This is a genomic window from Streptomyces sp. NPDC096046, assembly GCF_040303285.1.
GTDB lineage: Bacteria > Actinomycetota > Actinomycetes > Streptomycetales > Streptomycetaceae > Streptomyces.
Genome location: NZ_JBEOSZ010000009.1, coordinates 20,638 through 44,475, shown reverse-complemented (window position 1 = coordinate 44,475; position 23,838 = coordinate 20,638). Strand labels below are relative to the sequence as shown.

19 protein-coding genes, 1 other RNA gene and 1 pseudogene are annotated in these 23,838 nt (G+C 71.8%); 12 read left to right on the top strand and 9 right to left on the bottom strand.

What is annotated here, in order from left to right; translation table 11 throughout:
* Positions 1–7: 7 nt before the first annotated feature.
* From eccD to ABTX62_RS10625, 4 genes are read left to right on the top strand one after another with little or no spacing between them, the layout of a single operon-like run.
* Complete coding sequence (gene eccD, locus ABTX62_RS10640; RefSeq protein WP_352115811.1) at positions 8–1,393, top strand: type VII secretion integral membrane protein EccD; 1,386 nt, start codon at positions 8–10, stop codon at positions 1,391–1,393.
* Positions 1,394–1,408: 15 nt separating this feature from the next.
* Positions 1,409–2,512 carry a CpaE/TadZ family protein gene (locus ABTX62_RS10635; protein ID WP_352115810.1) on the top strand — a complete coding sequence of 368 codons (1,104 nt, stop codon included), beginning with the start codon at positions 1,409–1,411 and terminating at the stop codon, positions 2,510–2,512.
* Entirely contained in the window at positions 2,509–6,483 is a 3,975-nt protein-coding gene (eccCa, locus tag ABTX62_RS10630; RefSeq protein ID WP_352115809.1) for a type VII secretion protein EccCa, read from the top strand. The genes ABTX62_RS10635 and eccCa overlap by 4 nt, the downstream gene beginning before the upstream one ends.
* Positions 6,480–7,898 carry a DUF6177 family protein gene (locus ABTX62_RS10625; RefSeq protein WP_352115808.1) on the top strand — a complete coding sequence of 473 codons (1,419 nt, stop codon included), beginning with the start codon at positions 6,480–6,482 and terminating at the stop codon, positions 7,896–7,898. The genes eccCa and ABTX62_RS10625 overlap by 4 nt, the downstream gene beginning before the upstream one ends.
* A gap of 101 nt (positions 7,899–7,999) precedes the next feature.
* On the opposite strand, the gene ABTX62_RS10620 is transcribed toward ABTX62_RS10625, so the two are convergent.
* Both ABTX62_RS10620 and ABTX62_RS10615 read right to left on the bottom strand, forming a co-directional pair.
* Entirely contained in the window at positions 8,000–8,998 is a 999-nt protein-coding gene (locus ABTX62_RS10620) for a DUF7847 domain-containing protein (protein WP_352115807.1), read from the bottom strand.
* A 250-nt stretch (positions 8,999–9,248) separates the two neighbouring features.
* On the bottom strand, positions 9,249–10,103 hold the full coding sequence (locus ABTX62_RS10615; protein WP_352115806.1) for an NAD-dependent epimerase/dehydratase family protein: 855 nt from the start codon (positions 10,101–10,103) through the stop codon (positions 9,249–9,251).
* A 136-nt stretch (positions 10,104–10,239) separates the two neighbouring features.
* Between ABTX62_RS10615 and ABTX62_RS10610 the strand changes: the two genes are divergently transcribed.
* Positions 10,240–11,088, top strand: a complete 849-nt coding sequence (locus ABTX62_RS10610; RefSeq protein WP_352115805.1) for a helix-turn-helix transcriptional regulator — start codon at positions 10,240–10,242, stop codon at positions 11,086–11,088.
* 64 nt (positions 11,089–11,152) lie between these two features.
* Here the strand turns inward: ABTX62_RS10610 and ABTX62_RS10605 are convergent, their stop codons facing one another.
* A complete protein-coding gene (locus ABTX62_RS10605; protein WP_352115804.1) occupies positions 11,153–11,980 on the bottom strand; it encodes a hypothetical protein in 828 nt (275 codons plus the stop codon).
* A gap of 1,227 nt (positions 11,981–13,207) precedes the next feature.
* Here ABTX62_RS10605 and ABTX62_RS10600 point away from each other — a divergent pair.
* The 3 genes from ABTX62_RS10600 to ABTX62_RS10590 all read left to right on the top strand — a co-directional run bounded on the left by ABTX62_RS10600 (position 13,208) and on the right by ABTX62_RS10590 (position 15,374).
* Complete coding sequence (locus tag ABTX62_RS10600; protein WP_352115803.1) at positions 13,208–13,558, top strand: antitoxin VbhA family protein; 351 nt, start codon at positions 13,208–13,210, stop codon at positions 13,556–13,558.
* Positions 13,555–14,127 (top strand): Fic/DOC family protein, encoded by a 573-nt coding sequence (locus tag ABTX62_RS10595; RefSeq protein ID WP_352115802.1) that lies wholly within the window; start codon positions 13,555–13,557, stop codon positions 14,125–14,127. Before ABTX62_RS10600 ends, ABTX62_RS10595 begins: the two co-directional genes overlap by 4 nt.
* Before the next feature lie 272 nt (positions 14,128–14,399).
* Positions 14,400–15,374, top strand: coding sequence for a serine/threonine-protein kinase (locus tag ABTX62_RS10590; protein ID WP_352115801.1), 975 nt, complete (start codon positions 14,400–14,402; stop codon positions 15,372–15,374).
* Between the two features lie 550 nt (positions 15,375–15,924).
* Here the strand turns inward: ABTX62_RS10590 and ABTX62_RS10585 are convergent.
* The 5 genes and pseudogenes from ABTX62_RS10585 to ABTX62_RS10565 all read right to left on the bottom strand — a co-directional run bounded on the left by ABTX62_RS10585 (position 15,925) and on the right by ABTX62_RS10565 (position 19,006).
* Positions 15,925–16,116 carry a hypothetical protein gene (locus tag ABTX62_RS10585; protein ID WP_352115800.1) on the bottom strand — a complete coding sequence of 64 codons (192 nt, stop codon included), beginning with the start codon at positions 16,114–16,116 and terminating at the stop codon, positions 15,925–15,927.
* A gap of 131 nt (positions 16,117–16,247) precedes the next feature.
* An RNA gene (rnpB, locus tag ABTX62_RS10580) (RNase P RNA component class A) lies at positions 16,248–16,663 on the bottom strand.
* A 115-nt stretch (positions 16,664–16,778) separates the two neighbouring features.
* Positions 16,779–17,495, bottom strand: a pseudogene (locus ABTX62_RS10575) (DMT family transporter); the annotation flags it as partial.
* 82 nt (positions 17,496–17,577) lie between these two features.
* The gene (locus ABTX62_RS10570) at positions 17,578–18,405 is read right to left on the bottom strand and encodes an AraC family transcriptional regulator (RefSeq protein ID WP_352115799.1); all 828 of its coding nucleotides are present in this window, start codon (positions 18,403–18,405) and stop codon (positions 17,578–17,580) included.
* A 22-nt stretch (positions 18,406–18,427) separates the two neighbouring features.
* Positions 18,428–19,006, bottom strand: coding sequence for a Uma2 family endonuclease (locus ABTX62_RS10565; protein ID WP_352115798.1), 579 nt, complete (start codon positions 19,004–19,006; stop codon positions 18,428–18,430).
* A 163-nt stretch (positions 19,007–19,169) separates the two neighbouring features.
* On the opposite strand from ABTX62_RS10565, the gene ABTX62_RS10560 reads away from it, so the two are divergent.
* The 4 genes from ABTX62_RS10560 (at position 19,170) to ABTX62_RS10545 (ending at position 22,049) form a co-directional block, all read left to right on the top strand.
* Positions 19,170–19,925 carry a MerR family transcriptional regulator gene (locus tag ABTX62_RS10560; RefSeq protein ID WP_352115797.1) on the top strand — a complete coding sequence of 252 codons (756 nt, stop codon included), beginning with the start codon at positions 19,170–19,172 and terminating at the stop codon, positions 19,923–19,925.
* On the top strand, positions 19,922–20,500 hold the full coding sequence (locus ABTX62_RS10555; protein ID WP_352115796.1) for a hypothetical protein: 579 nt from the start codon (positions 19,922–19,924) through the stop codon (positions 20,498–20,500). Before ABTX62_RS10560 ends, ABTX62_RS10555 begins: the two co-directional genes overlap by 4 nt.
* A 53-nt stretch (positions 20,501–20,553) precedes the next feature.
* Positions 20,554–21,336: a peroxide stress protein YaaA gene (yaaA, locus tag ABTX62_RS10550; protein ID WP_352115795.1), complete on the top strand. Its 783-nt coding sequence runs from the start codon at positions 20,554–20,556 to the stop codon at positions 21,334–21,336.
* A 62-nt stretch (positions 21,337–21,398) separates the two neighbouring features.
* The gene (locus tag ABTX62_RS10545; protein ID WP_352115794.1) at positions 21,399–22,049 is read left to right on the top strand and encodes a bifunctional 4-hydroxy-2-oxoglutarate aldolase/2-dehydro-3-deoxy-phosphogluconate aldolase; all 651 of its coding nucleotides are present in this window, start codon (positions 21,399–21,401) and stop codon (positions 22,047–22,049) included.
* On the opposite strand, the gene ABTX62_RS10540 is transcribed toward ABTX62_RS10545, so the two are convergent.
* The gene (locus ABTX62_RS10540; RefSeq protein ID WP_502997934.1) at positions 22,024–23,829 is read right to left on the bottom strand and encodes a bifunctional RNase H/acid phosphatase; all 1,806 of its coding nucleotides are present in this window, start codon (positions 23,827–23,829) and stop codon (positions 22,024–22,026) included. The two genes, ABTX62_RS10545 and ABTX62_RS10540, sit on opposite strands and share 26 nt — an antisense overlap.
* Positions 23,830–23,838 lie beyond the last annotated feature (9 nt).

Sequence of the window (23,838 nt, the reverse complement as noted above, 5' to 3'; positions counted from 1 at the left end):
CGAACGCGTGATCTCCACGGGGTACTTGAGTCGTCCGGCGGCCGACAACCGCTCGGCGTTGAGCCGGGTCACCCTGGTCGGTGAGCGGCGTCGGGTCGACCTCGTGCTGCCTTCGCGGGAGCCGGTCGGGGTCCTGCTGCCGGAGGTCATGCGACTCCTGGACGACCGCGTAGGGGACCGGCCCGAGTTGCGGCATCTGCTCACCCCTGACGGCTCCGCGCTCGCGCATGACAGCACCCTGGAGTCGGCCGGCGTGGCCGACGGGGCCGTGTTGCGGCTCGTCCGGGTGGAGGACGCCCCGTCCGCGCCCGTCGTCCATGACGTCACCGACGAAGTCGCCGACGATCTCGACCTGCGCCTCTGGCGGTGGCGGCCCGCGGTCCGGCGCGCCGTCGCCGGGTGTGCGGCCGTCCTGTGGGCCTTGGCGGCCGGGCTCCTGGCCCGGAACCATTTCGCGCTGTCCGCCGTCGGTGCCGGGCTTCTCGCCGTTGCCGCGGGATGCGCCATGGCCGGTGTCCTGCTCGGGCGCGCCCGGCGGCACGCGCTCGCCGCCACATTGATCGTCACGGCCGCCGCGCTGGCCGTCCTGGGCGCGTGGACCTGCGCCGATGCCTACGGCTGGAACGGTGCCATGCGGCTGGCGGGTGTCGCGGGTGGCGTGACGCTCGCGCTGGTGCTCGCCGGATGGTTCACGCCGTTGGGGCGTGGTGCGCTGATCGGTGCCGGGGCCGTCGCCGGTTGCCTGGTCGCGTGGGAAGCGGCCCTCGGGCTGCAGGGCGGGGCGCAGACCGCCACCCAGCAGGCGCGGGTCGGTGCGCTGCTCGCCGTCGTCTCCGTCGTCGTCCTCGGGACGCTGCCGCGGCTCGCGCTGATGGCGTCGGGGTTGAGCGGGCTGGACGACCGGCGTACGGGCGGAGTGTCGGTGAGCCGCTACCAGGTGGGGACGGCGCTCGCGGCCACTCACCGCGGGCTGGTGCTGGCCACCGTGGCGCTCGCTGCCTCCGCGGGCGCTGCCGGCGTCCTCGTTCTGCGCACGGCGTCGGTGTGGACGGTGTCGCTCGCCATCGTCGTGATGGTCGTGCTCGCCTTGCGTGCGCGTGCCTTTCCACTGACCGCCGAGGTCGTGGTGCTGCTCGTCGCGGCGGCCGTCGTGGCGGTGCGGCTCGTCGTGGTGTGGGCTGACCACGCCGCGGGGGCCGTCGGTCCCGTCGCCGTGCTCGGATTGCTCGCCGTCGTTCCTCTGGTGCTGCTGGCCGTGGAGCCGGCCGAGCATGTGCGGGTGCGGCTGCGGCGGACCGGTGACCTTCTGGAGTCCGCGGCGGTGATCGCCCTGTTCCCGTTGGTGATCGGCGCGTTCGGGGTGTACGGGCGGCTGCTCGGCACCTTCGCCTAGGACAGGGTGACCGGCGTGGCAGGAGGCGGGGATTGGCAGCGCGACGTGCTGCACGAGCTCATCGACGGGAATCCGGCCCCGGTTACCCCTGCCGTGTCTGAGCCCTCGGCAGCGTCGGCCGCTGCCGCCGAACCCCCCGCCTCTGCTCCTCCCCCGGCACCGGTTCCCCACCGGGCCCGTGTCCCGCACGTCCCGGCCCCGGCCCCCGAATCCCACCCCACCGTCGACCCCCGCCTCGCCGTCGCCCTCGGCAGCCCGCAGCACGGTGACTCGGCCGCACGCCGCGCCGGAGCCTCCCTGCGCCGCCTCACCGCCTCCGCCACCCAGGAGGTCGCCGAACAGACGCGTTTGGCGCAGGAGTTGCAGCAGCCGGTCACGACCGGGCGGGTCATCGCCGTCACCTCGATCCGCGGCGGTGTCGGCAAGTCAACGGTCTCCGCGCTGCTCGGCCGTACCTTCAACCACTACCGGCACGACCCGGTGCTCACCCTGGAGGCGGACGCGGCCCTCGGCACGCTTCCGGTGCGGATGGGTGTGGACACCGTGCGTTGGTGTTGCGCCGACCTCGCCCGGATCCTGACGCCCGCGATGCAGCTCACCGACATCACCGGCTACTTGGCGCCCGTGGCCGATGGTGGCTGGCTGCTGCCCGCGAGCCAGGGGCGCGTCGGTGCCCCGATGGACATGCGCACCTACCGGACGGTGACCCTGGCGCTGCGCCGGTACTTCGCCGTGACGGTGGCGGACTGCGAGACGCTGCCCGGCGAGGTGGCACGTACGGCGATGGACACCGCCCACGCACGGGTCGTGGTAGCGCCGATGACCGCCGAGGGCATCCACGGGACACGCCAGGTGCTCGACTGGCTGGGCCAGTTGCCGCACTCCGCGCTGGCCACCACGGTGGTCGCCCTCAGCGCGAACTCCCCCGACACCACCATCGACCCGAAGTCGGCCACCGCGCACCTGCGGGAACCCGGCGTGCCCGTCGTCCTGCTTCCCTACGACCGTCACCTCGCCCAAGGAGGCCCCATCCACACCGCCATGCTGGGCCGGAGCACCCGGGACGCGGCCGTCCGCCTGGCGGCCGAGGCGATGCAGCGAGCGGTGAGGGTGCGATGACCCAGCAGTTGGTCCATCGGCCCGCCCGCAGTACCCGCCCCCTCGCTCCGGCCGCACCTCGCACCGTCGAGGCGCCCCCGAACCTCCCGGAGGGCAAGGTCGGCAACGCCGCCACGGCGCTGCTGCCCATGGCCGGGGTCGTCAGCTCGGTCGTACTGATGACGGTCATCCGCAACAGCCGGTTCGCCGCGATCGGCGCGATCGTGCTGGTCGTCGCCCTGTTCGGAGCGGTGGCGCTGTTCCTGTCCCAGCGCGGCAAGGCGCAGCGCACCCGGCGTGTGCAGCGTGAGCGCTATCTGGAGTACCTGGAGGAACTGCGCGAGGAGCTGGGCACCGCCGAGCGGGAGCGACGGCAGGCGGCACGCGAGCTGAACCCGCCGCCCGAGGCCCTGTACGACCTCGTCCGGGACCCGGCCAGGTTGTGGGAGCGGCGGCGCCAGGACGCGGACTTCCTCTCGGTGCGGGCCGGCACCGGCGACGTACCGGCACACGAGCTGGGCATCGCGCAGAACAGCACCGGCGGTGTGCTCACCCCACCGGACCCGTTCATGCTCAACGAGGCCCGCGCCCTCCAGGGCCGCTTCGGCACGGCCACGGACTTCCCGCTCACCGTGCCGCTGGACCGGGCCGGGAACGTCAGCGTCATCGGTGACCGGGACGGGGTGCTGCGGGTCGCTCGGGCGCTGCTGCTGCATGCGGCGGTGACGCACGCGCCGGACGACCTCGCCGTCGCCCTCGGCACCGGCGACGAGCCGGCGTGGGCCTGGGCCAAGTGGCTGCCCCACGTCCTGGACCCACGGACGTACGACGGACCGGTCGCCGCCCGCCGCATGGCCCCTCACCTCGCCGAACTGGCCCGGTTGTGCGGCCCGGACCTGCGTCAGCGCGCCGCGTACGCGGCCGAGGTGCGCCGCGGGCTGTCCGGGAGAACCAAGGACGCGCTGCGCCTGACCTCCCGCATGCTGGTGATCAGCGACTCGTACGGCGACACCGCTGCCGAACTCCCGCGCCCCGACTCGGCGATCGGGCTGCCGGAGATGGGCGTCACCGTGCTGCACCTGCTTCAGCGGCAGGTGCACGAGCCCGACCAGGTGAGCGTGCGCATCACCGTGGACGGCGACCGGATCGTCGTGGACGACCTGCGCGGGAGCAGCGCCCGGGGGGCGGCCGACGCGGTGACCACCGCGGGCGCGGAGGGGATCGCCCGTATGCTCGCCCCGCTGCGCCTGTCGGCCGAGTCGGCGGCCGAGGGCACGCCCGTGTCCGGCCCGGTCGACTTCCCCGCGCTGCTGGGCGTCGACGACCCGGCCGGTCTCGACCTGCACCGCCTGTGGGCGCCCCGCGGAGAGCGGGACTTCCTGCGCGTCCCCATCGGCCTCACCGACCGCCACGAGCCGGTGCTGCTGGATCTGAAGGAGTCCTCTCAGCTCGGCATGGGACCGCACGGTCTGTGCGTCGGGGCCACCGGATCCGGCAAGAGCGAGCTGCTGCGCACCCTCGTCCTCGCGCTCGCCACCACGCACTCGCCCGAGAACCTGGCCCTGGTCCTGGTCGACTACAAGGGCGGCGCCACCTTCGCCCCCTTCTCCGAACTCCCCCACGTGGCCGGCGTGATCACCAACCTGGAGAACCAGGCAGGGCTCGTCGAACGCGTCCATTCCAGCCTGGCCGGCGAGGTCAAGCGCCGCCAGCAGGTACTCAAGAGCGCCGGGAACATCGCCGACATCGGCCACTACGCCGCTCTGCGTGCCACCATCCGCCCCGACCTGGAACCCCTCCCCCACCTGTTCGTCGTCATCGACGAGTTCGGCGAACTCATCACCGCCAAGCCGGACTTCATCGACCTGTTCCTGTCCATCGGCCGCATCGGCCGCTCCATCGGCGTTCATTTGCTGCTGTCGAGCCAGCGCATCGAGGGCGGCAAACTCAAGGGCCTGGACACCTACCTCTCCTACCGGCTCGGCCTGCGCACCTTCTCCGCGGACGAGTCCCGCACCGTCCTCGACACCACCGACGCCTTCCACCTCCCGCCGCTGCCGGGCTTCGGCTACCTCAAGGTCGACACCTCCACCTACGAGCGTTTCAAAGCCGGATACGTCTCGGGCTCCTACCGCGGACCGGCGCGGCGCGACCAGCACGCCGACGCACCACTCGCCCTTCCCTACCCGGCGTACAGCACCCTCCAGGAGACCGATACGGCGAAGCAGGAAACCGTCGCCACGCAGCGGGAAACCGGCCCGTCGGTCATGTCCGTCATGGTCGGTCAACTCGCCACAGCGGCACCGCCCGTACGACGCATCTGGCTGCCCCCGCTGCCCGTCGCCATCACCCTGGACGTGGCCGCGGGTCCCCTCCGAGCCGGAACGGACGGCGTGCGCCTCACCCACGCGAGCGGCGCGATGAACGTCCCTCTCGGTGTCCTGGACGACCCGGCCCGGCAGTGGCAGCAGCCGTGGCGGCTGGACCTGACCGTCGCCGGCGGGCACGCAGCTGTGATCGGAGGCCCGCAGTCCGGCAAAACCACCCTCCTGCGCACCCTCGGCCTCTCCCTGGCCCTCACGCACACCCCGTACGACGTCGCCGTGTACGGCCTCGACCTGGCGGGCGGCGGCCTGTCCGCCCTCGCCGGACTGCCGCACGTGGGCGGCATCGCCTCCCGCGCCGATCACGAGCGGGCCGCCCGCACGGTCGCCGAGGTGCGCGGCATGCTGGCGAGGCGGGAGGAGGTGTTCCGCGAGCACGGCATCGACTCCGTCGATCAGCTGCGGCACCTGCGCTCCCAGGGACGGCTGCCGGAACTGGCCGCCACCGACATCGTGCTGATCATCGACGGATACGGGGCCCTGCGGGACGAGTTCGCCGATCTCGACGACGCCGTGGCCGATCTGCTCAAGCGCGGCGGCGGCTACGGCATCCACGTGGTGGCCGGCCTGCTGCGCTGGAACGACGTCCGCATCGCCACCCAGTCGATGTTCGGCACCCGCGTCGAGCTGCGCCTGAACGACCCGGCCGACTCGTCCATCGACCGCAAACTGTCCGAGACCCTCGCCCCCGACGCCCCCGGCCGGGCCCTGACCGACGGCAAGCTCTTCGCCCAGGTCGCACTGCCCCGCATCGACAACCGGCCGGAGACCGGCGATCTGGGACCGGCCCTCGCACGCGCCGCCCGCACCGTCCGCGCCTCCTGGCACGGCGAACTCGCCCCGCCCGTACGGGTACTGCCCGCCCAACTGTCCGAAGCCGAGCTGCCGACTCCGGCCACCGAACCCACCAGGATTCCCGTGGGCGTCGACCAGGAGACCCTCTCACCGATCCTGCTCGACCTGCTCGACACCGACCAGCACCTGCTGATCCTCGGCGACAACGAGTGCGGCAAGACCAACCTGCTGAAACTCATCGCCACCCAGCTCGTCCAGCGGCACGGAGACGAGGAACTCGTCTTCGGCGTCTACGACCCCCGCCGCGGCCTGCGCGGCGTGGTCCCCGAGCCCTACCGTGGCGGCTACGCCCACAACGCCAAACTCGCGGGCGCACTGTCCACCGGCATCGCCGCAGAGCTGGAGAAGCGCCTTCCGGATACGGCGGACCCCGACGCCCCGACGACCGACGGACCTGCCTTCACCGGCCCCCGCATCGTCATTCTGGTCGACGACTACGACATCCTCACCACGGCCGGCCAACAGCCCCTGGCACCCTTCCTGCCGTACGTCTCCTCCGCACAGGACATCGGCCTGCACTTCGTCATCGCCCGCCGCGTCGCCGGATCCTCCCGCGCACTCTACGAACCCCTCCTCACCACCCTGCGCGAAACCGGCACCACCGCCCTCGTCATGACCGGAGACCGCACCGAGGGCCAGCTCTTCCCCGGCCTGTACGCGTCCCAGCAGCCGCCCGGCCGGGGCACACTCGTCCGCCGCGGACGCCCCCACCAGCTCATCCAGACCGCCCTCGCAGACGAGACAGGCCCATGACCAAGGACGTCATCGCCCTCACCCCCGAGATGCCGGACCTGCCCAGCCTGCTCGCGGGCCTTTACGCCGGCGGCCCCGACCTCGGCGTGAACACCACCGCCGGCGGCGCGGTCGTGCAGCTCTGCGCCCCCGACGGCCGTCCCGTCGTCTCGGTGGAGACTCCCATCCTCGTCCAGGTCCCCGGCGAGATCACTCGCCTGCTCGATCACCCGGCAGCGGACGGACCGGTGTGGTGGACGGAGGCTCGCGCCTCCACCGCCGTCGCCGAAGCCGGACGGCTCGCGGGCTCCTTCGCCGGCCGCCTGGCCACCGTGCTGGGCGGGACGGTATGGCCGCCGGAGGCCGCCACCACGGAGGTCGTCCACCTTGCCACGGACATCTCCGCCATCCCGGCCCCCGCCACCACCGCCCCCGCCGTGGACGTCCTCACCGCCACCACCGCCGTGGTCATCCAGGACCGCCCCCTGATCGCCATGACCAGCTGGCTCTCCGACGCCCTGGGCACCGCGGCCACGGCCGACCGCGCCGTGCAGATCGTCACCCCGCCCACGGCACGCCTCACTCTGCCGGCCCGCACAGCGCTACGCGGCCTGCCCAACCGCTGGGTCGTCCAGGACCCCGAGCACGGCTACTACGACGGCCTGTCCGGCGCCGTACTCCACTGGCAGAACGGCACCTTCACTCCCGTACAGGACGAGCAGGGCACCACCAGGGTCGCCGAGGCCTTCGCCCCCGCACCCGACACCGGCGAACGCCAGCTGATCCTCACCCTGCGCACCCGCCACCCCGCCGACGAGAACCTCGTCCTGGGGCGCGCCCTCGAAACGGCCTTCCGGCACCTGACCGGCGCACCGCCCGCGGGATGGAGCACGGCAGAACCGGTCAACCTCCCATGGTCCACCCGCCAGCTGACCGACCTGGCCCGGGCCCGTGCTCCCCGGCCCACCTGGCTCGTCGCCGTCGGACACCCCGACCGCCCCGCCCTCGCCACCCTCCGCGCTCTGCGCACACCGGCGGGAGTCGAGGAGGACATCACCCTCGCGCTCGGCTACGGCCGTGACGAGACACCGCCCCTGGACGCCGTCGAGGAACTCGCGACCGCACTCGACGCCGAGCACGGTCTCGCCACGCTGCTCACGTCGCTGCGCGCTGCGCGCCGCGACCTCACGGTTCCTCCGCGCCTGGAAGCCCCGCCCGTTCCGGTCGCGTTCACGCTCGGCGGTGACGAGGCTGACGCCGTCGGTCGAACCCGCGCCGGGCATCCGCCCCTCGGCCCCACGCCCACGCGCGTCGGCCTGGAGGGCAAACCCGCTCTTCACTACCCGATGGGCGACGGAACCGATCCCGCCGCCTGGAGCACGTTCCAAGGCCTCATCCGCCACCTGTTCACCGCACGGCAGACTCAACGGACATGATCAGGCCCTTCTTCAACAGACCGGGAAGGTTCGCCGGCATCCCCGTCAGCGTCCGGTCTCCAGTGCCTGTCTCCTGTGTTCCTGTGCCTTCGTGTGCCGGTCTACTGGTGGCCGGCCGCCCGGGCCAGGCTCTCGCCGAGGCCTTCGCGGCGGATGCGCTGGTCGATGTAGAGCAGAGTACTGACCAGCTGTGTGAAGGCGGTGGCGAGCAGCTGGACCACCAGCGTGACGACGACAGTGAGGACCAGATAGGTCGACAGGTCGTACAACACGTCGTCGCCGTACACGTGGGTGAAGAACTCGCCGAGGTCGGCGGGCGGTTCGTCGTACGGGCCGTAGGCGTCGTACGAGGGCTGCGGACTGGCGAACAGCAGCGGGATCTGCACGATCCACCCTCCGACCGCCCCCATGCCCCAGGTGAGCAACAGGATGCCGAACGTGCGCCACCAGGCACCGCGGACCAGCCGGAACGAGCGCTTCAGGGCGGTGATCGGGCCGGCTGACTCAAGGACCGCGGCGGCTGGCGCGAACGAGAAGGACACCAGCAGCCACGTCACCAAGGGCAGGATCAGCAGCCCGAGCAAGAACACGAGCCCCGGCGCCATCGGGGGGCTCTCGGCCGCCACGAGCAGGGCGATCAGGCTGATCCAGAGCAGGACGAAGAGGGCGACCGGGATCGCGATCAGCAGAGAGATGAGGAGAGTGACGCCGAGCACCGACGGTGTACGGGCCCAGGCGCGGCGCCATACCGCACCGAACGTGGCGCGCCGGCCCAGCACGGCGTGTTCCAGGACCGCCGGGCTGACAGCGGAGAGGAACGAGTTCACCAGCAAGGCGAGCAGCATGAGCACCACGTACGCCACCACTACGGAGATCACGATCGGGCTGGCCATGGCCCAGGTCGGATCGTCGGCGTGGATCAGTACCTGCCAGTCGTCCTCGACACTGCGGTAGACCAGGGCGAACGCGACAGCCGTCGCTGCGAAGAGCAAGGCGAGGCCCGCACCCATCGCGCCGAACAACTGCCGCGCGTACCGCCCCACCGTCGAGAACGCACCGTTGTAGACAGCCCCCAGCCCGAGCGGTGCCAGCGGTATCACGCCCGGTCTGGGCGGTGGCGGCTGCCGGCCGCCCCAGCCGTAGGGACCGTATGGCCCCTGCGGGCCGTATGGTCCTTGCGGCCCGTTCGGCCCCTGTGTTCCCCACCCCTGGTGCGCCATGCCGTGTTCCGTTCCTTTGTTCGCGACGGCATACGTTAGCCCAGGTCGGTCGGGAGCCGGCCGGAGGTGTGGGCGGCTTGGGCCAGGGCGGCCACGAGGCCTGCGCGGGCGTTCTCCGCCGGTGCGACCGTCACAAGGATCCGGCGTCCCGGGCCGTCCAGACGCTCGGATGGATCGGCCGGAAGCCGAGCTCCCGGCGGATGCGCTGGTTGGACATGATCCCGAGCCACGGGTCGGGGTCCGTGAGGTCGTGGAGGCCGTCCGGCACCTCGACGCCGTTGAGCCGGTACAGCTCGACCGTCGTGACGGGGGCGTCATCGGCGATGTTGTAGATCCGGCCGGCGATGCCCGGCGCGTACAGCAGACGCATCAGACCCTGGGCGACGTCCGCGTGGTGGGCCATCTGCAGGCGCCGGTGCGGTGCCCAACCAGCGGCCCAGCGCAGGGAGTCGGCGAGGTGCGGGTCGCCGTCACCGTAGACGAAGGGGAGTCGCCCGATGCGTACGTCCAGGCTCTTGAGCGCGAGCAGCTCGCGTTCGGCCTCGGCCTTGGACTCGGGGTAGGTTCCCCACATCTCGCCGCCCGGCAGGCTCTCGTCCTCCTCGGTCAGCGGACGGCCCCGTCCGACGCCGTACACATTGCCCGTGCTGACCTGCACGAACCGCTCCACGCCGGAGGCCTGCGCGACGCGGCCCAAGGCCACTGCGGCGTCCCGGTTGACGGCCCACGCTTCCTCGTCCGGCACCCCGCGGAAGGAGGCGGCGATGTTCACGACGGCGTCCACGCCGGCGAGTGCCTTGCCGAGTGTCTCCTCGTCGCGCATGTCTCCTACGGCGACCTGGGCGCCCAGCTCCGCGAAGCGCTCGCCGCGGGCCGCGTCACGTACCAGCACCCGCACCTGCTCGCCCGGCTGCCGCTGGGCCAGCAGCCTCGGCACGAAGCGGCGTCCGACCTGTCCCGTCGTACCGGTCACCAAAGTCAGCATGATGTGCTCCTCACGCACTGTGTCGCCTGTCGTCGACGACCAGCCTCGGCCGATGCGGGAGCCACCGGGAGAGACCTCTTCATCAGGGGATCGGGAGTCCCTGGATAAGCCGGCCGGCCTCCTGCACCCTGGAGGGGTGGACCGAGGCGAACTCGCGGACTTCCTGCGCCGCACCCGCGCCCGCCTGGACCCCTCCGACGTGGGTCTCACGGCGGGAGCCCGCCGCCGTACGCCGGGGCTGCGCCGCGAGGAGGTGGCCCAGCTGGCCGGCATGTCCGTGGACTACTACACGCGGCTGGAACAGTCCCGGGGCCCGCGCCCGTCCCGCCAGATGCTCACCGCGCTGGCCCGCGCCCTGCGCCTGACGGAGGACGAACGCGACCACCTCTTCCACCTCACCGGTGAACAGCCGCCGCGCCGGGAGGCGACCAGCAGGCACGTGCGCCCGGCTCTGCTCCTGATGCTGGACCGGCTGCACGACACCCCGGCGATGGTGGCGACCGACTGCGGCGAGGTCCTGGCCCAGAACGCGCTGTCGCGGGCGCTGAGCGGAGACGTCCTCGCCCGCCCGCCCCGAGGACGCAACCTGATCCGCCGCTTCTTCCTGGACCCGGCGACCCAGGAACTGTTCCCACCCGAGGACCGCCCCGAGCGTGCCCGCGAGCAGGTCGCCGGCCTGCGAGCGGTGTCCTCGGCCCGCCCCACGGACCCCGAACCCGCCGCGCTCGTGGCGGAACTACGCGCCGCGAGCGAGGAGTTCGCCCGCCTCTGGGACGAGCACCAGGTGGCCGTACGCCGCGCCTCCACGAAACGCTTCCGGCACCCTGCGATCGGCATCCTCGAACTCGACTGCGAGGTCCTGGTCAACTCCGGCCACAACCAGCAGCTCGTCATCCACACGGCCCGCCCGGGCACGGAGTCCTACCAGCGCTTGCAGCTGCTGCGGGTGGTCGGTTTGCAGGACCTTACGCCGACGAGCCCGTGAGGTGCGCGCGTCTGCTGAGGTCGCTCGTGGTGTCGTGCTGTGGCTCAGGTGGGTCTGAACAAGTTCACTCCTCGGCGTCCCCGTCCGGGGTCGATTCGGCCGCCGTCAGTTGAGGGCGCCGGGGGGACGGTGGCAGGGCCGGGTCGTGGGGGATCAGCTCGGCCAGCCTGAGGCGGGAGCGTTCACGCTGGCGCTTGAACCAGTCCTTCCCTCCACCCCCGACGGCTTGCAGGATGCGTACCGCGTCGGTCGCGCCGGACACCTCCATGGCGAGGTCCCGCAACGCCTCCGCGTCCTCCCCCGAGTCAACGAACCGGTCGAAGTTGTCGATCAGGACCTGGATCTTCTCGCCGTGCATCAATTCCAGTTGCACCGTCTGGGAGAGGATCAGATCCCGCTGTCCGCCCGCGTGCACGGATGTCGACGACAGCGAACCGTCCGTGTTCAGGTCCACCCGCCGGCGGCGGCCGTCCGCGTGGTAGACGCCGGCTTCCGTGACCCGGCACCGGGCGATGACCTCGTACCGGAAGGTTTCGTCGTACCGGTCGCCTTCCTGGCCGATCAGGAAGTCCAGGGGCCACTTGTTGTACCAGACACCGTCCTCGGTGAGGATGAACAGCCGTACTACGTAGGCGGAGTAGCGGGGCGGCCCGTTGCGCACCCTGGCCCGCTTGCAGCCGTCGGCGGCTTCCAGCAGGAAGAAGGTGTTGATGACCTCCCAGTTGGTCAGCCCGTAGTTGTCCAGTGCCGCCATCCGAAGGGCTCGCTGGTCGTAGTCCAGCCAGGTCGCCATCTGGGCGTCGCTGGGCCGCTCCGCCAGATAGGCCACCCAGTCCTCCCGGGCCTTGGCCTCGGCGGCCCCTTGCGCGGCGAACCGCTCCCGGTCCGCCACGTGGTCGAAGTGCGCGCGGGAACGGAGTTTTCCGATGATTCACCCACGCGAATCCATCGCCGGCCCTGCGGGCCACCCTTGCCCGGTCCTCGCCCTGTGCCTTCCCGGTGGCGACAGGAACGCCCTCGCCGTGCACCGCAGAGGGAAGCGGCCGGGACCGGACCCAGCGGGGCCCTGCGGTAGCGGCTGTTTGCGTGGGGCCGCGGCTTTGGCCACGCGTGCATGGCCGCGATCTCGTCGGCGGTGCGCGAAGACGCGCCGGGCCCCGTCCCGCGGAACGGCCCGGCCACCCTCCGCCCATGTTCGCTCGGCGTCACACACCCGCGGCGTCGGCAGTGAGCCGCCAGCCGCCCACCATCGGCGCGACCCCTGTCGCGGGCGCGGCCCAAAGCAGGGGCGGCCCGGACGAGGGCCCGGCGGAGCGAGTGAGCCTCCGGGGCCTCGTCCCGGGTCAGTTGGAGGGCTGGTACGTCGTCGGTTCGACCGGGGCCTTGACGGTGATCGTGTCGGACGCGGCGAAGCCCATGTGGAGGGTGGGGGACCGTGTCCCCGGCTGTCGGCTTCTTCTTCAGGCCCGTCGGCATCAGGTGGTTGCCCCCGGTGGCAGGGTCAGCGTGCCCGGCCCAGAGGATTCGCCCGCCCCTCCGCGCAAGGGACCTTTCAGGGACTTTCAGCCCTGTATGAGGGACTTCCGAGGGACTTTCCGCCGCGTAACGCAGCAAGCCCCGAAAGACCGGAAAGAGCCTCCGTCCCAGATCAGAGGCCCTTTCCCAGGCAAAGCCGCTGGTGGCGGCAGACGAGTCGGGCTGTACGCCGGGGAGAATCACTGCAACGCTATGACCTGCACAAACGTTCAGGGAGGGCGTTTCCGTGGCTACCTTGATGGCTACGTAAGGAGGCGCCCCGCGCCGGAGCGGTCCGGACGGGGCTTCGTCGTTCTCGGAGAGGCCGGTTCTGGTGGAAACCGAGGCGGACGGCATCACCGCCGACATGGAGATCACCGAACTCAACCGGCGCGATGTGCCGGTAGTCCGGTTCAACCCCGCCGACATCGGCGAGAACCTCGCAGTCCCGGGTCATTTCGGCACCTGGCCGCCCCCTGTGGCGCTACCGGCCCGTTGTCCAGCTCCGCTTCCAGGACGGCGAACCCGCCCGGGACGGGACACTCACCGGAATCCGTACTAGAATCTGTACAGAATCAAGCCTCTATATGGGTACGGTGACAGCATGGTGATCCCCGAGGTCGTGACCGTCAGCGACGCGCGCGCGGGACTGTCGCAGATCCTGGCTGACCTGTCGGAGTCCGGCGCGGATGCCGACCCGGTCCTGATCGGCGCCCACCGCAAGCCCCAGGGCGTCCTCCTGTCCGTCGAGGCCTTCGAGGCGCTGAGCGGCCGGGCGGCACGACGTGCAGCCGTCGCCTCGGCCACCGGCTCCATCGAGGCCGAAGGGCTCCACGCCTCCGAGGCCTCCGACCGCGATACCGAGGCGTATGTGAAGGGCGACGTCGACGCGGACACCCTGGTCGCCCGCGCGATCGCCCGCCACCGACAGACTTCGGAGCGGCGGGCAGGGTGAACGATCCGTACGCCATGCCCAACGGCGTGCTGCGCAACAAGCTCGGCATCACCGACCATCAGCTGCTCGCGGCAGCAGAGGCGGACATCACCCGGGCGCGCCTCGTCATGCTCGCCGAACGCCCCCTACCCGGCGCGTACGACCTCGGCCATTTCCAAGCGTTCCATGCCGCGATCTTCGGCGACATCTATCCGTGGGCAGGCGAGTTACGCACGGTGAACATCGCCAAGCGCACACCCTTCTGCCCGGCGAGAAACCTGGTGCCCTACGCCGGAGAGGTATTCGGCCGTCTCGCCTCATCCGGCCGGCTGCGGAGTCTCCCTCGGCAGGAATTCGTCATCCAACTGGCCACGTTGTACGGCGACATGAACGTCCTACACCCGTTCCGCGAGGGCAACGGCCGTGCCCAGCGGGCGTTCCTGGCCCAGCTGAGCGCCGACGCGGGATACGCCCTGAACTGGTCGGGCATGGACCCTCAACGCAACGAGGACGCCTCGGTGAAGAGCTTCCTCGGTGACAACAATCTGTTGGAGCAGCTACTCGACGAGCTCATCACCACCACGGGGTGACGCCTCCGTCCCCCCACCGGCAGGCGCGTGGCGCGTGTCAGGCCGAAATGGAGTGCGCCGGTTCCCTGGCCACGCGGACGCACCAGGCCGAGCAGCCCTCATCCTGGCCAAGGGCACCCTCTGACCATGCCACACGCGGCCCACCCCCATGACCTGACGACAAAGCCCTCTCCGGCTTCGCTGCAGACAGCTCGCTCAGCTGCCCTAGGATCGTCAGCAATCGCTTACGCACTGTCATGTCACGTGGACGTACGAGCTTGGGGAGGCCCCGGATGTCTCGGGGAGAACGCATCGCCGATCGCTACGAGTTGTGCACTCCGATCGGCCACGGCGCGATGGGCGAGGTATGGGAGTGCACCGACCTGCGCCTGAAACGGCAGGTCGCCCTCAAGTTCATCCGTCCGGATCTCCTCGACTCCGACGACGAACGGCAGCGCGTCATCCGGCGCTTCCGGCGTGAGGCCGCCGCTCTCGCCGGGGTCGACCATCCCCACGTCGCGACCGTGCACGACGCCGGTGAGTGGAAGACGATGCAGTATCTCGTCATGCAACTCGTGCCGGGCGTGGCGACTGTGGCGGATCTCGTGGCGGAGCATGGCCCGCTCACTGTGGAGGCAACCGCCGCCGCAGGCGCGCAGATCGCTGCCGGGCTGTCCGCCGTACATGCGGCAGGTCTCGTACACAGGGATCTCAAGCCGCAGAACATCATGGTTGCACCCGACGGCATCTTGAAGATCACCGACTTCGGCCTGGTGGCCGTGCCCGGCGCTACGCCCACACGGTTGACCGCCGCCGGAGAGGACATCGGCGCACCGGACTATCGGGCCCCGGAGCAGGAAGGCGGCCCCCATTCCCATGTCGATCAACGGGCCGATCTCTACTCACTGGGCTGCGTACTGCACTTCATGCTGACCGAGAAGCCCCCGTTCACCGCCCCGACACCAGCGCTCGTCATGTTGGCGCACCGCAATAGTGCGCCCCCAACCTTCACGTCACTCCGCCCCGATGTCCCACCGGAGCTCGAAGATCTGGTCGTCCGGCTCCTTGCGAAGCACCCCGACGAGAGGCCCGCCGACGCCACCTCGGTGCACTCCCTCCTAGCCCGCCATGTCCCTTCGTCTACACCTGATGCATCGTCGGATTCGGTTCCAGAGGCGGCTATGGATGTAACGCGGCCGTTCCGACTCCCATCCTCTCCGCGACCGCAGGCAGCCCTGGCCGACGACGGAATGCGAGAGTTGCGATGAGGGTCCATCACATGGCGACAGGCGAGCTGATCGACGGCCGCTACAGCTCGACGCCTGGTTCCTCGCCGGTTCGCTCCGTGCCCCGGCCAACGCCCGGCAGGCAGGCACCCACACGACGAGTTCCTCCCGCATCGATGTCCGCCGCCTCCAGGTCCGCCAGGTCCCGCTCGGCGAACAGCGCCGCTACGGCGAGGTTTTCCGTGAACTGGACTCCTCCGAGCGGGTGTTGCGCCGCGCCGCCGACCTCGGCGCGGACCTCGTCCGCGGCCTCGGCGACGGACTCGCGGCGGGACGCCTGGCGGGCGGGGCATAGAGCGCTGAGCGTTACACGGCGGCCGGTTCCGTGTGACTCGCGAAACGGCTCTACCGCCGAGCTGCGAACGTCATCCGGCCCGGCCTGCGCGGGTCGTGTTCACGAGTCGGCGTCCGTAGTCGCAGCGACGAAAGGCGAACCTCAGCAGGGCTGGGCACACCACCGGCCTCAGCCCTGCTGCCGCCCTTCTCAGCCTCCTGGTCCGCTGCTACGGCCTCGATCAATTGGCTCGAGGCTCTACTCGACATCGCAGGTCATTGCCTCGAATCCAGTCGGTTCCGTAGAACTCCCGCCAGTACTCTCGCCCTTCCTGCCCGCCTCGATGGGGGCTCGGCGGCGCCGTTGAAGCTCATCGCGCTCAACGTCCGGGATCGTCATCGACTCGGCAAGCACGGCGGCAAGCGCGTCCACTTGAGTGTTGTCGGCCATGGCTACCTTCATGGCGACCTACGGAGCCGTGCGACCCCGTTTAAACCGGTACGGAACCGGGTCTGGCTGAGTCTCAGATTCGACAGAAAAGCGCCCCTGATAGCAATTTCACCGGTCAGGGGCCTAGGCGGCAGACGAGTCGGGCTGTACGCCGGGTTCTGTACCCCGGGACCTCGCGGTCGTCGGGGCGACGGCCATCCATCTAGGGCCGGTGTTGCCACCGGCCTCGTGCGGTCTACCCGCGGACTCGGGCGGGCAGCCCTCGATCGTCCGCGCAGAGACGCCCTTCTTTCGAAGAGGTGTCTCCTCTTGACCTTGCTCCGGGTGGGGTTTACCTAGCTGCCCAGGTCACCCTGGGCACTGGTGGTCTCTTACACCACCGTTTCACCCTTACCCAGCACCTAGGTGCTGGGCGGTCTGTTTTCTGTGGCACTGTCCCGCGGGTCACCCCGGGTGGCCGTTAGCCACCACCCTGCCCTGTGGAGCCCGGACGTTCCTCGGGAAGTTCCCCGTCAGGGGGACTCCACGCGGCCGTCCGCCCGGCTCGTCTGCCGTGTCGACCATGGTACCCGGCGCACGTCCCGCTTCGGCGCCGCGGCCGTGGCCAGCACCGAGCCCGCCAGGATCAGGGTGAAAGCGACGCCGATGCCGAGGGTCAGCTTCTCGTCCAGGAACAGCGCGCCCGCGGCGACCGCCACCGCCGGGTTGACGTACGTGATCACACCGGCCCGGGTCGGGCCGACCTCCTTGATCAGCTCCAGGAAGGCCACGAAGGCGATCGCGGTGCAGACCACGCCCAGGCCGGCGAGGGCTGCCAGGACCTCACCGGACGGCATGGTGGCGGGCCTGGTCAGGAAGGCCGCGGGGGCGTAGACCACGGCGGCCAGCGTGAGGCACGGGGTGATCAGCTGGAGGGTCGGGACGTCCTTGAGGTACCGGGCGGCGATCAGCGGGGCCGTGGCGTAGCCCACGACCGTCACCAGCACCTCGGCCATCGACAGGGCGTCGCCGCCGGTGAGGTGCGGCAGGGTCAGGACGGTGACGCCCGCGAGGCCGAGGGCCAGGCCCGCGATGCGGCGGGTGCCCACCCGCTCCCCCGCTCCGAAGAAGCGGGCCAGGAGGAGGGCGACGATCGGCACGCCCGCGATGAGGAGTCCTGCGGTGGAGCTGGACAGGTGGCGTTCGGCGTCGGTCAGGGTCCACCAGGGGCCGACGATCTCGATGACGGCGAAGGCCAGCATCGGCTTCCAGTGGGCCCGGACGGTGCGGCCGAGGCCGCCCTGGCGCAGGGCGAAGGGGAGCAGGAGTGCGGCGCCGAGGGCGCAGCGCGCGAACACCACCATGGAGGGGGACAGCTCGTCCACCGCCACCTTGATCATCAGGTAGGGGACGCCCCAGACCACTCCCATCAGGGAGAACAGGAACCAGCCGCGTGCAGTCATGGGGCGATTCTGGGCCGTCTCACCTCGCCGGGTCTTGAACGCTGTTGCGGTACGCCGCCGGGGTCACGCCCAGCACCCGGCGGAACCAGCGGGTGAGGTGCGCCTGGTCGGCGAAGCCGACGAGTCCGGCGACCTCGGCGGGGCGCAGCCCGGCTTCCAGGAGGCCGCGGGCCCTGGCCACCCGGTACTGGGCGAGCCAGGCGTACGGCGGTACGCCCATGGTCGTGCGGAAGGCGCGCAGGAGCTGGTAGCGGGACAGGCCCAGGTCGGTGGCGAGGGCCGCCAGGGACGGGGGTTCCAGCAGTTCGTCGGCGAGGCGGTCGCGTACGGTCCTCGCGATGCCGTCGGCACCCGGCACCGTGTCCTCGCCCGCCCGGGCCGTGGAGTGGCGGCGGGCCAGCGCCGTGAGCAGCCAGGGCAGCCGGGACTCGGCCTCCAGTGGGTCGGGGCAGGCGCTGATGTCGGTGTGGGCGGCGCGCAGGGCCGCCGCCAGCTCCGGGTCGTGCAGGACGGGGTCGCGGAAGTGCGGGAGGCCGCCGAGGGTGCCGTCGGTGAGGAGGGCCGGTTCGGCGTAGAGGGCCTGGTAGGCGTAGCCGTCGCAGGCGGCCGGGCCGCCGGTGTGCATCTCGCCGGGCTCCAGGACGACGATCGAGCCGGGGTAGGAGTGGATGTGCCCGCCCCGGTACGCGATGACCTCCGAGCCGCCGACCGTGACGCCGATGGTGAATTCGTCGTGGGCGTGGGGGGCGTAGACGTGCTGGTCGAAGTGGGCGGTGAGGAGGTCGAGCGGCGGGCCGGACCGGCCGATTCGTGCCCTTGTCCATCTCGCCTGTTCTCGTATCCCCATGTCGCCCCCCGCCCTCAGGGGATCAGAGGAGATCCGCGGTGTCCAGATCGAAGGCGAACGGTTCCGGAAGGGTGACGGACTTGCCGAAGGGGCGGGCGCAGTGCTCGCGGTAGTCGTCCTCCTTCGGCTCGCTGAACACCGTGACCTGAGCCGTGTCCCGGTCGACCAGCAGATAGAGCGGGATGCCCGCGCGGGCGTAGCAGCGGCGCTTGGCCTCGCGGTCGGCCTGCGGCTTGGTGGAGGTCACCTCCATCACCATGGCGACGCCGTCGCAGGGCATCCAGGACTCGGCTCCTCCGAACAAGTCGCGCTCGATGGGGCCGAAGGTGACGTCCGGAACCAGGTGGTTCTTCGGGCAGGCACCCCCGCTCCTCATCTTCAGCCCTTTGTTCCCCGAGACGTCCATGTCGGTCCTGGAGCGCCTGATCACTTGCCTCACGATTCGGCTGATGTACTTCTCGTGATCCCCGTCCGGCGGCGGCGTCACAACGATCTCCCCCTCGATCAGCTCGGCCCGGAAACCCTCCGGTGTGTCCAGGGCGAGAAAGCCCTCCAGCAGGACCTGTTCCTGTGAGAGCGGCTCGTGGGCCATGGCAGTCATGTCGCGCCCCTCCTTCTGTCGCTCGCCAGACTGGGACATCGGCTGATCACCTGTCCGTGAGATGGGGATCCCCTGCCCCGATCGTGGCACACGATCAACGTCACCGTCAGGCACCGAGCCGTCCGCTTGACCCTGCCGCGGCGTCAACGTCTTCACTGGTGGCATGCGGATCGGAGAACTCGCCGGGGTCGTCGGCGTCACCACGCGGGCCGTGCGGCACTACCACCATGTGGGGCTGCTGCCCGAGCCGGAGCGGCGGGCGAACGGGTATCGGGAGTACGGGTTGCGGCATGCCGTCGTGCTGGCGCGGATCCGGCGGCTGACCGAGCTGGGGCTGGGGCTCGCGGAGGTGCGGGACGTGCTCGCGGACGACGCCGGGAAGGACCTCGTCGAGGTGCTGACCGAGCTGGACGAGGATCTGGCGCGGCAGGAGCAGGCGCTGCGGGAGCGGCGGGCGCGGTTGCGGACCCTGCTGGACGCGGAGGGTGGGGTGCCTGCCGAAGGGCCCGTGTCGCCGGAGCTGGCCGCGCTGTTCGCCGGGACCGCGCATCTGTCGGACTCGCCGATGGCCGCCAAGGACCGCGAGATCATCGCCTTCCTGGAGACCGCCATGCCGGCCGGGGACCGGGAGCGGCTGGTGTCGTCGGTGGGTGAGGCGCTGGGGAGTCCGGGGGCGGTGGCGCGGGCCGGTGAGGCCTACGCGCTGCTCGACGCGCTGTCCGGTGCCGAACCCGATGATCCGCGCGTCGCCGAGGCGGCCCGGGTGCTCGCGGACTGCATCCCGCCGGGGCTGTTCCCGCAGCCCGGGGAGCGCGGCCAGGACGACGGTTTCCTGCGCGCGTTCTACGACGATCTCGCCCCGGCCCAGGCTGAGGCGGTCCGTCGTGCCCTGCGGATCCTCGGCGAGGAGCGGCGATGAGGGTCGGGCGGCTGTTGGTCCGGCACGAGGTGCGGTTGTTCGCGAGTCTCGCCCTGTGGGTGGCGCGGCGTACGCACGGGACGGGCGGGGGCCGGGCCTTCGGGTACGCGGGCGGGCAGGGCGCGATGATGGCCGGGTTCGGCTTCGTGTGCCTGGTCGAGACGGCGGCGATGTCCGTGCTGTTGCGGGACTGGCCGGCCGTGCACGCGACGGTTCTCTTCCTGGACGTGTACACGATCGTGTTCGTGATCGCGCTGCACGCCTCGTCCGTCGTGCGTCCGCATGTGCTGGACGCGGACCGCGGCTCGCTGCGGATCCGGCGGTACGTCCACGTCGACCTGTGCGTGCCGCTGGAGCGGATCGCCTCCGTGCGGCGTGAGCTGCGGATGACGCACGAGCGGGCCGAGGGGGAGCTCGACGTCGAGGTGGGGTCGCAGACCAGCATCACGCTCGAACTGTCGGAACCCGTCACGCACGTCACCTTCCTCGGGCGGCGCCGCGCGGTACGCGTCGTCCGCTTCCACGCCGACGACGCCGACGGGCTCGTACGCGCCCTCGGCCGGGCGCGCGTCTGAGCTTCCCGCGCACCCCCGTACGCTGTCGGCGGAGTTCGATAAAAGGAGTACCCGTGCTTGTCCTGCTGCCGCCGTCCGAAGGAAAGGCATCGTCCGGTCGTGGCGCGCCGCTGAAGCCGGAGTCACTGTCGCTGCCGGGTCTGACCGCCGCCCGGGAGGCGGTGCTCGGCGAGCTGGTCGAGCTGTGCGCCGGCGACGAGGACAAGGCACGTGAGGTGCTGGGTCTGAGCGAGGGGCTGCGGGGCGAGGTCGCGAAGAACACGGAGCTGCGGACCGCGGGCACCCGGCCGGCCGGGGAGATCTACACCGGCGTGCTCTACGACGCCCTGGACCTGGCGAGCCTGGACACCGCCGCCAAGCGGCGGGCCGGGCGCTCGCTGCTCGTGTTCTCCGGGCTGTGGGGTGCCGTGCGGGTGACGGACCGGATTCCGTCCTACCGGTGCTCGATGGGCGTGAAGCTGCCGGGGCTCGGGGCGCTGGGCGCGCACTGGCGTACGCCGATGGCGTCGGTGCTGCCGGAGGTGGCCGGGGGCGGGCTGGTGCTGGATCTGCGGTCCGCCGCGTACGCCGCCGCCTGGAAGCCGAAGGGCGAGGTCGCCGGGCGTACGGCGTCGGTGCGGGTGCTGCACGCGCCCACGCGGAAGGTGGTCAGCCACTTCAACAAGGCGACGAAGGGGCGGATCGTGCGCAGCCTGCTGACCTCCCGGACCGACCCGAAGGGGCCGGCCGAGCTGGTGGAGGCGCTCCGCGATCTCGGGTACGTCGTGGAGGCGCAGGCGCCGGCCAGGGCGGGGCAGGCGTGGTCGCTGGACGTGCTGGTGGACGAGGTCCACTGACGCGCGTTGCATGCTACGCAATGGCCTTTGCGCAGTCTGCACGCCGACGGCAGGATGACGCCATGGCCTCCCCTCCCCTGCCCGCCTCCGTGCTGGACCTCGCGCCCGTCGTCCCTGTCGTCGTCATTGAGGACGCCGCCGACGCCGTACCGCTGGCGCGTGCCCTGGTCGCGGGCGGGCTGCCCGCGATCGAGGTGACGTGGCGGACGCCCGCGGCTCTGGAGGCGATCCGGGAGATCGCGCGGGAGGTGCCCGGGACCGTGGTCGGGGCCGGGACGGTGATCCGTCCCGGGCAGGTGGCGCAGGCGGTGGCCGCGGGTTCCCGCTTCCTGGTCAGTCCCGGCTGGACGGACGTCCTGCTGGAGGCGATGCGGGCCTCCGGGGTGCCGTTCCTGCCGGGGGTGTCGACCGCGTCGGAGGTCGTGGCGCTGCTGGAGCGCGGGGTGCGGGAGATGAAGTTCTTCCCGGCGCAGGCCGCGGGCGGCACGGCGTATCTGAGGTCGCTGTCGGGGCCGCTTCCCCAGGCCCGGTTCTGCCCCACGGGCGGTATCGGCCCGGATTCGGCCCCGGACTATCTGGCCCTGCCCAACGTGGGCTGTGTGGGCGGGAGCTGGATGCTGCCGCGGGACGCCGTCGCGGCTCGCGACTGGGACCGTGTGGAGGTGCTGGCCCGGGAGGCGGCGGCGCTCAGCGCAGGTGGGACGTGTCGTTGAGGAGGCGGACGCTGGCGTTGCCGTCCGCGTAGTACGCGACCACCGACAGGGACGCGGCCGACAGTTCCATGCGGAACAGGGACTCCGGCGGGGCGCCCAGGGCGAGCCGGACGAGCGTCTTGATGGGGGTCACGTGCGTGACGAGCAGGACCGTCCGGCCCGCGTGGGCCGCGACCAGCTTGTCGCGGGTGGCGGCGAGCCGGGTGGCCGTCGCCGCGAAGCTCTCGCCGCCGCCGGTGGGCTCGGCGTCCGGGGAGGCCAGCCAGGCGTTCAGGTCGTCCGGGTGGCGCTCGCGCACCTCGGCGAAGGTGAGCCCCTCCCAGGCGCCGAAGTCGGTCTCGCGCAGCCCGTCGTCGATGCCGACGTCGAGTCCGAGCCGGGCGGCGACGATCCCGGCGGTCTCCCGCGTCCGGGCGAGCGGCGACGACACGACCGCCTGGATGGTGCCCCGCCGGGCCAGCATCGCGGCGGCCCGTTCGGCCTGTTCCCGGCCGGTGTCGGAGAGGGAGGGGTCGGTTCCGCCGCTGCCGGAGAACCGCTTTTGGGGCGTCAACGGCGTCTCGCCGTGCCGGAGCAGGACGAAGGTGGCGGGCGCACCCATGTCGGCGGGAGCCCAGCCGGGCGCGGCGACGGCCTTGGCGGCCCGGGCGTCGGCGTCGGCATTCTCGGCGGATGCCCCGGCCCTCGCGACGCGGGCGTCGGAGGCGGCTTCGGCGGCAGGGGCGTCCGTCTTCACGGCGCGGCCGTCGGCGGGACCCTCGGCCTTGGCGGCCCGGGCGTCGGCGACACCCTTGGCCTTCGCATCGCGATCGTCGCCGTCGGCCCTCGCGGCGCCGCCACCCACGCCGGGACCTACGGCAGGGGCGTCCGCCATCACGGCGTGACCATCGGCGGCAGACCCGGCCTCAGCATCGCGGACACCGGCGTCGGCCTTCACCACGGGCGTCTCGGCCGCCGCAGCACGGACATCGGCCTCGGCCCTCGCGATGCCGCCCTTCGCGACGACCTGCGCGGCACGTGCATCGGTGGCAGCCTCCGCCGGGCGAACGGCAGCCCCGGGCCTGCCGGGGTCCGCGTCCGCATCGGCCTGCGTCCCGGCAGCCCGTTCCGTGTCGCCGCCGCCCGACGGGCCGGTCGCCCCACGGGCGTGAGGCGGCACGGCGTCCGCCCCGGGGCCGGCCTGCGCGGCGGCGGCACGCCCCGCCGCCAGAGCCCCGCGCACCCGCGCCGCACCCGCCACCGCGTCACCGGGCGGGCCGGAGAGCGCGGCGGCGTCGGCGCGCACGGCGCCCCCGGCACCCCCGGCACCCCCGGCACCCCCGGCACCCGCGTCCAGCTCCGCCGTCGAAGCCGACTCCGTCCACCGCTCGCCCTTCGCCCCCGCGTCCATCGCCTCGTTGGCCAGCCGGTCGGCGTGCTTGTTGCGCTCCCTCGGCATCCACTCGTACGTGACGCGCCCGGGCGGGAAGACGCGGGCCGCCTGTGCCGCCAGGGGCTTCATGTCGGGGTGCTTGATCTTCCAGCGGCCCGACATCTGCTCGATGACGAGCTTGGAGTCCATCCGGACGTGGACCGTCGCCGCCGGATCCAGCGCGTGGGCGGCGCGCAGGCCCGCGAGGAGGCCGCGGTACTCGGCGACGTTGTTCGTGGCGACGCCGATGTACTCGGCGGTCTCCCGCAGGGTCTCCCCCGTCGCCGCGTCGCTGACCACGGCCCCGTAGCCCGCGGGCCCCGGGTTGCCCCGCGACCCGCCGTCGGCCTCGACGATGAACTCCCGCACCGGAACGGC

Coding starts and splice junctions, on each gene's coding strand:
- eccCa (WP_352115809.1), top strand. CDS start 2,509: ATGACCCAGCAGTTGGTCCATCGGCCCGCCCGCAGTACCCGCCCCCTC.
- ABTX62_RS10625 (WP_352115808.1), top strand. CDS start 6,480: ATGACCAAGGACGTCATCGCCCTCACCCCCGAGATGCCGGACCTGCCC.
- ABTX62_RS10615 (WP_352115806.1), bottom strand. CDS start 10,103: ATGCTGACTTTGGTGACCGGTACGACGGGACAGGTCGGACGCCGCTTC.
- ABTX62_RS10600 (WP_352115803.1), top strand. CDS start 13,208: ATGGTGATCCCCGAGGTCGTGACCGTCAGCGACGCGCGCGCGGGACTG.
- ABTX62_RS10590 (WP_352115801.1), top strand. CDS start 14,400: ATGTCTCGGGGAGAACGCATCGCCGATCGCTACGAGTTGTGCACTCCG.
- ABTX62_RS10585 (WP_352115800.1), bottom strand. CDS start 16,116: ATGGCCGACAACACTCAAGTGGACGCGCTTGCCGCCGTGCTTGCCGAG.
- ABTX62_RS10570 (WP_352115799.1), bottom strand. CDS start 18,405: ATGGGGATACGAGAACAGGCGAGATGGACAAGGGCACGAATCGGCCGG.
- ABTX62_RS10565 (WP_352115798.1), bottom strand. CDS start 19,006: ATGACTGCCATGGCCCACGAGCCGCTCTCACAGGAACAGGTCCTGCTG.
- ABTX62_RS10560 (WP_352115797.1), top strand. CDS start 19,170: ATGCGGATCGGAGAACTCGCCGGGGTCGTCGGCGTCACCACGCGGGCC.
- ABTX62_RS10555 (WP_352115796.1), top strand. CDS start 19,922: ATGAGGGTCGGGCGGCTGTTGGTCCGGCACGAGGTGCGGTTGTTCGCG.
- ABTX62_RS10545 (WP_352115794.1), top strand. CDS start 21,399: ATGGCCTCCCCTCCCCTGCCCGCCTCCGTGCTGGACCTCGCGCCCGTC.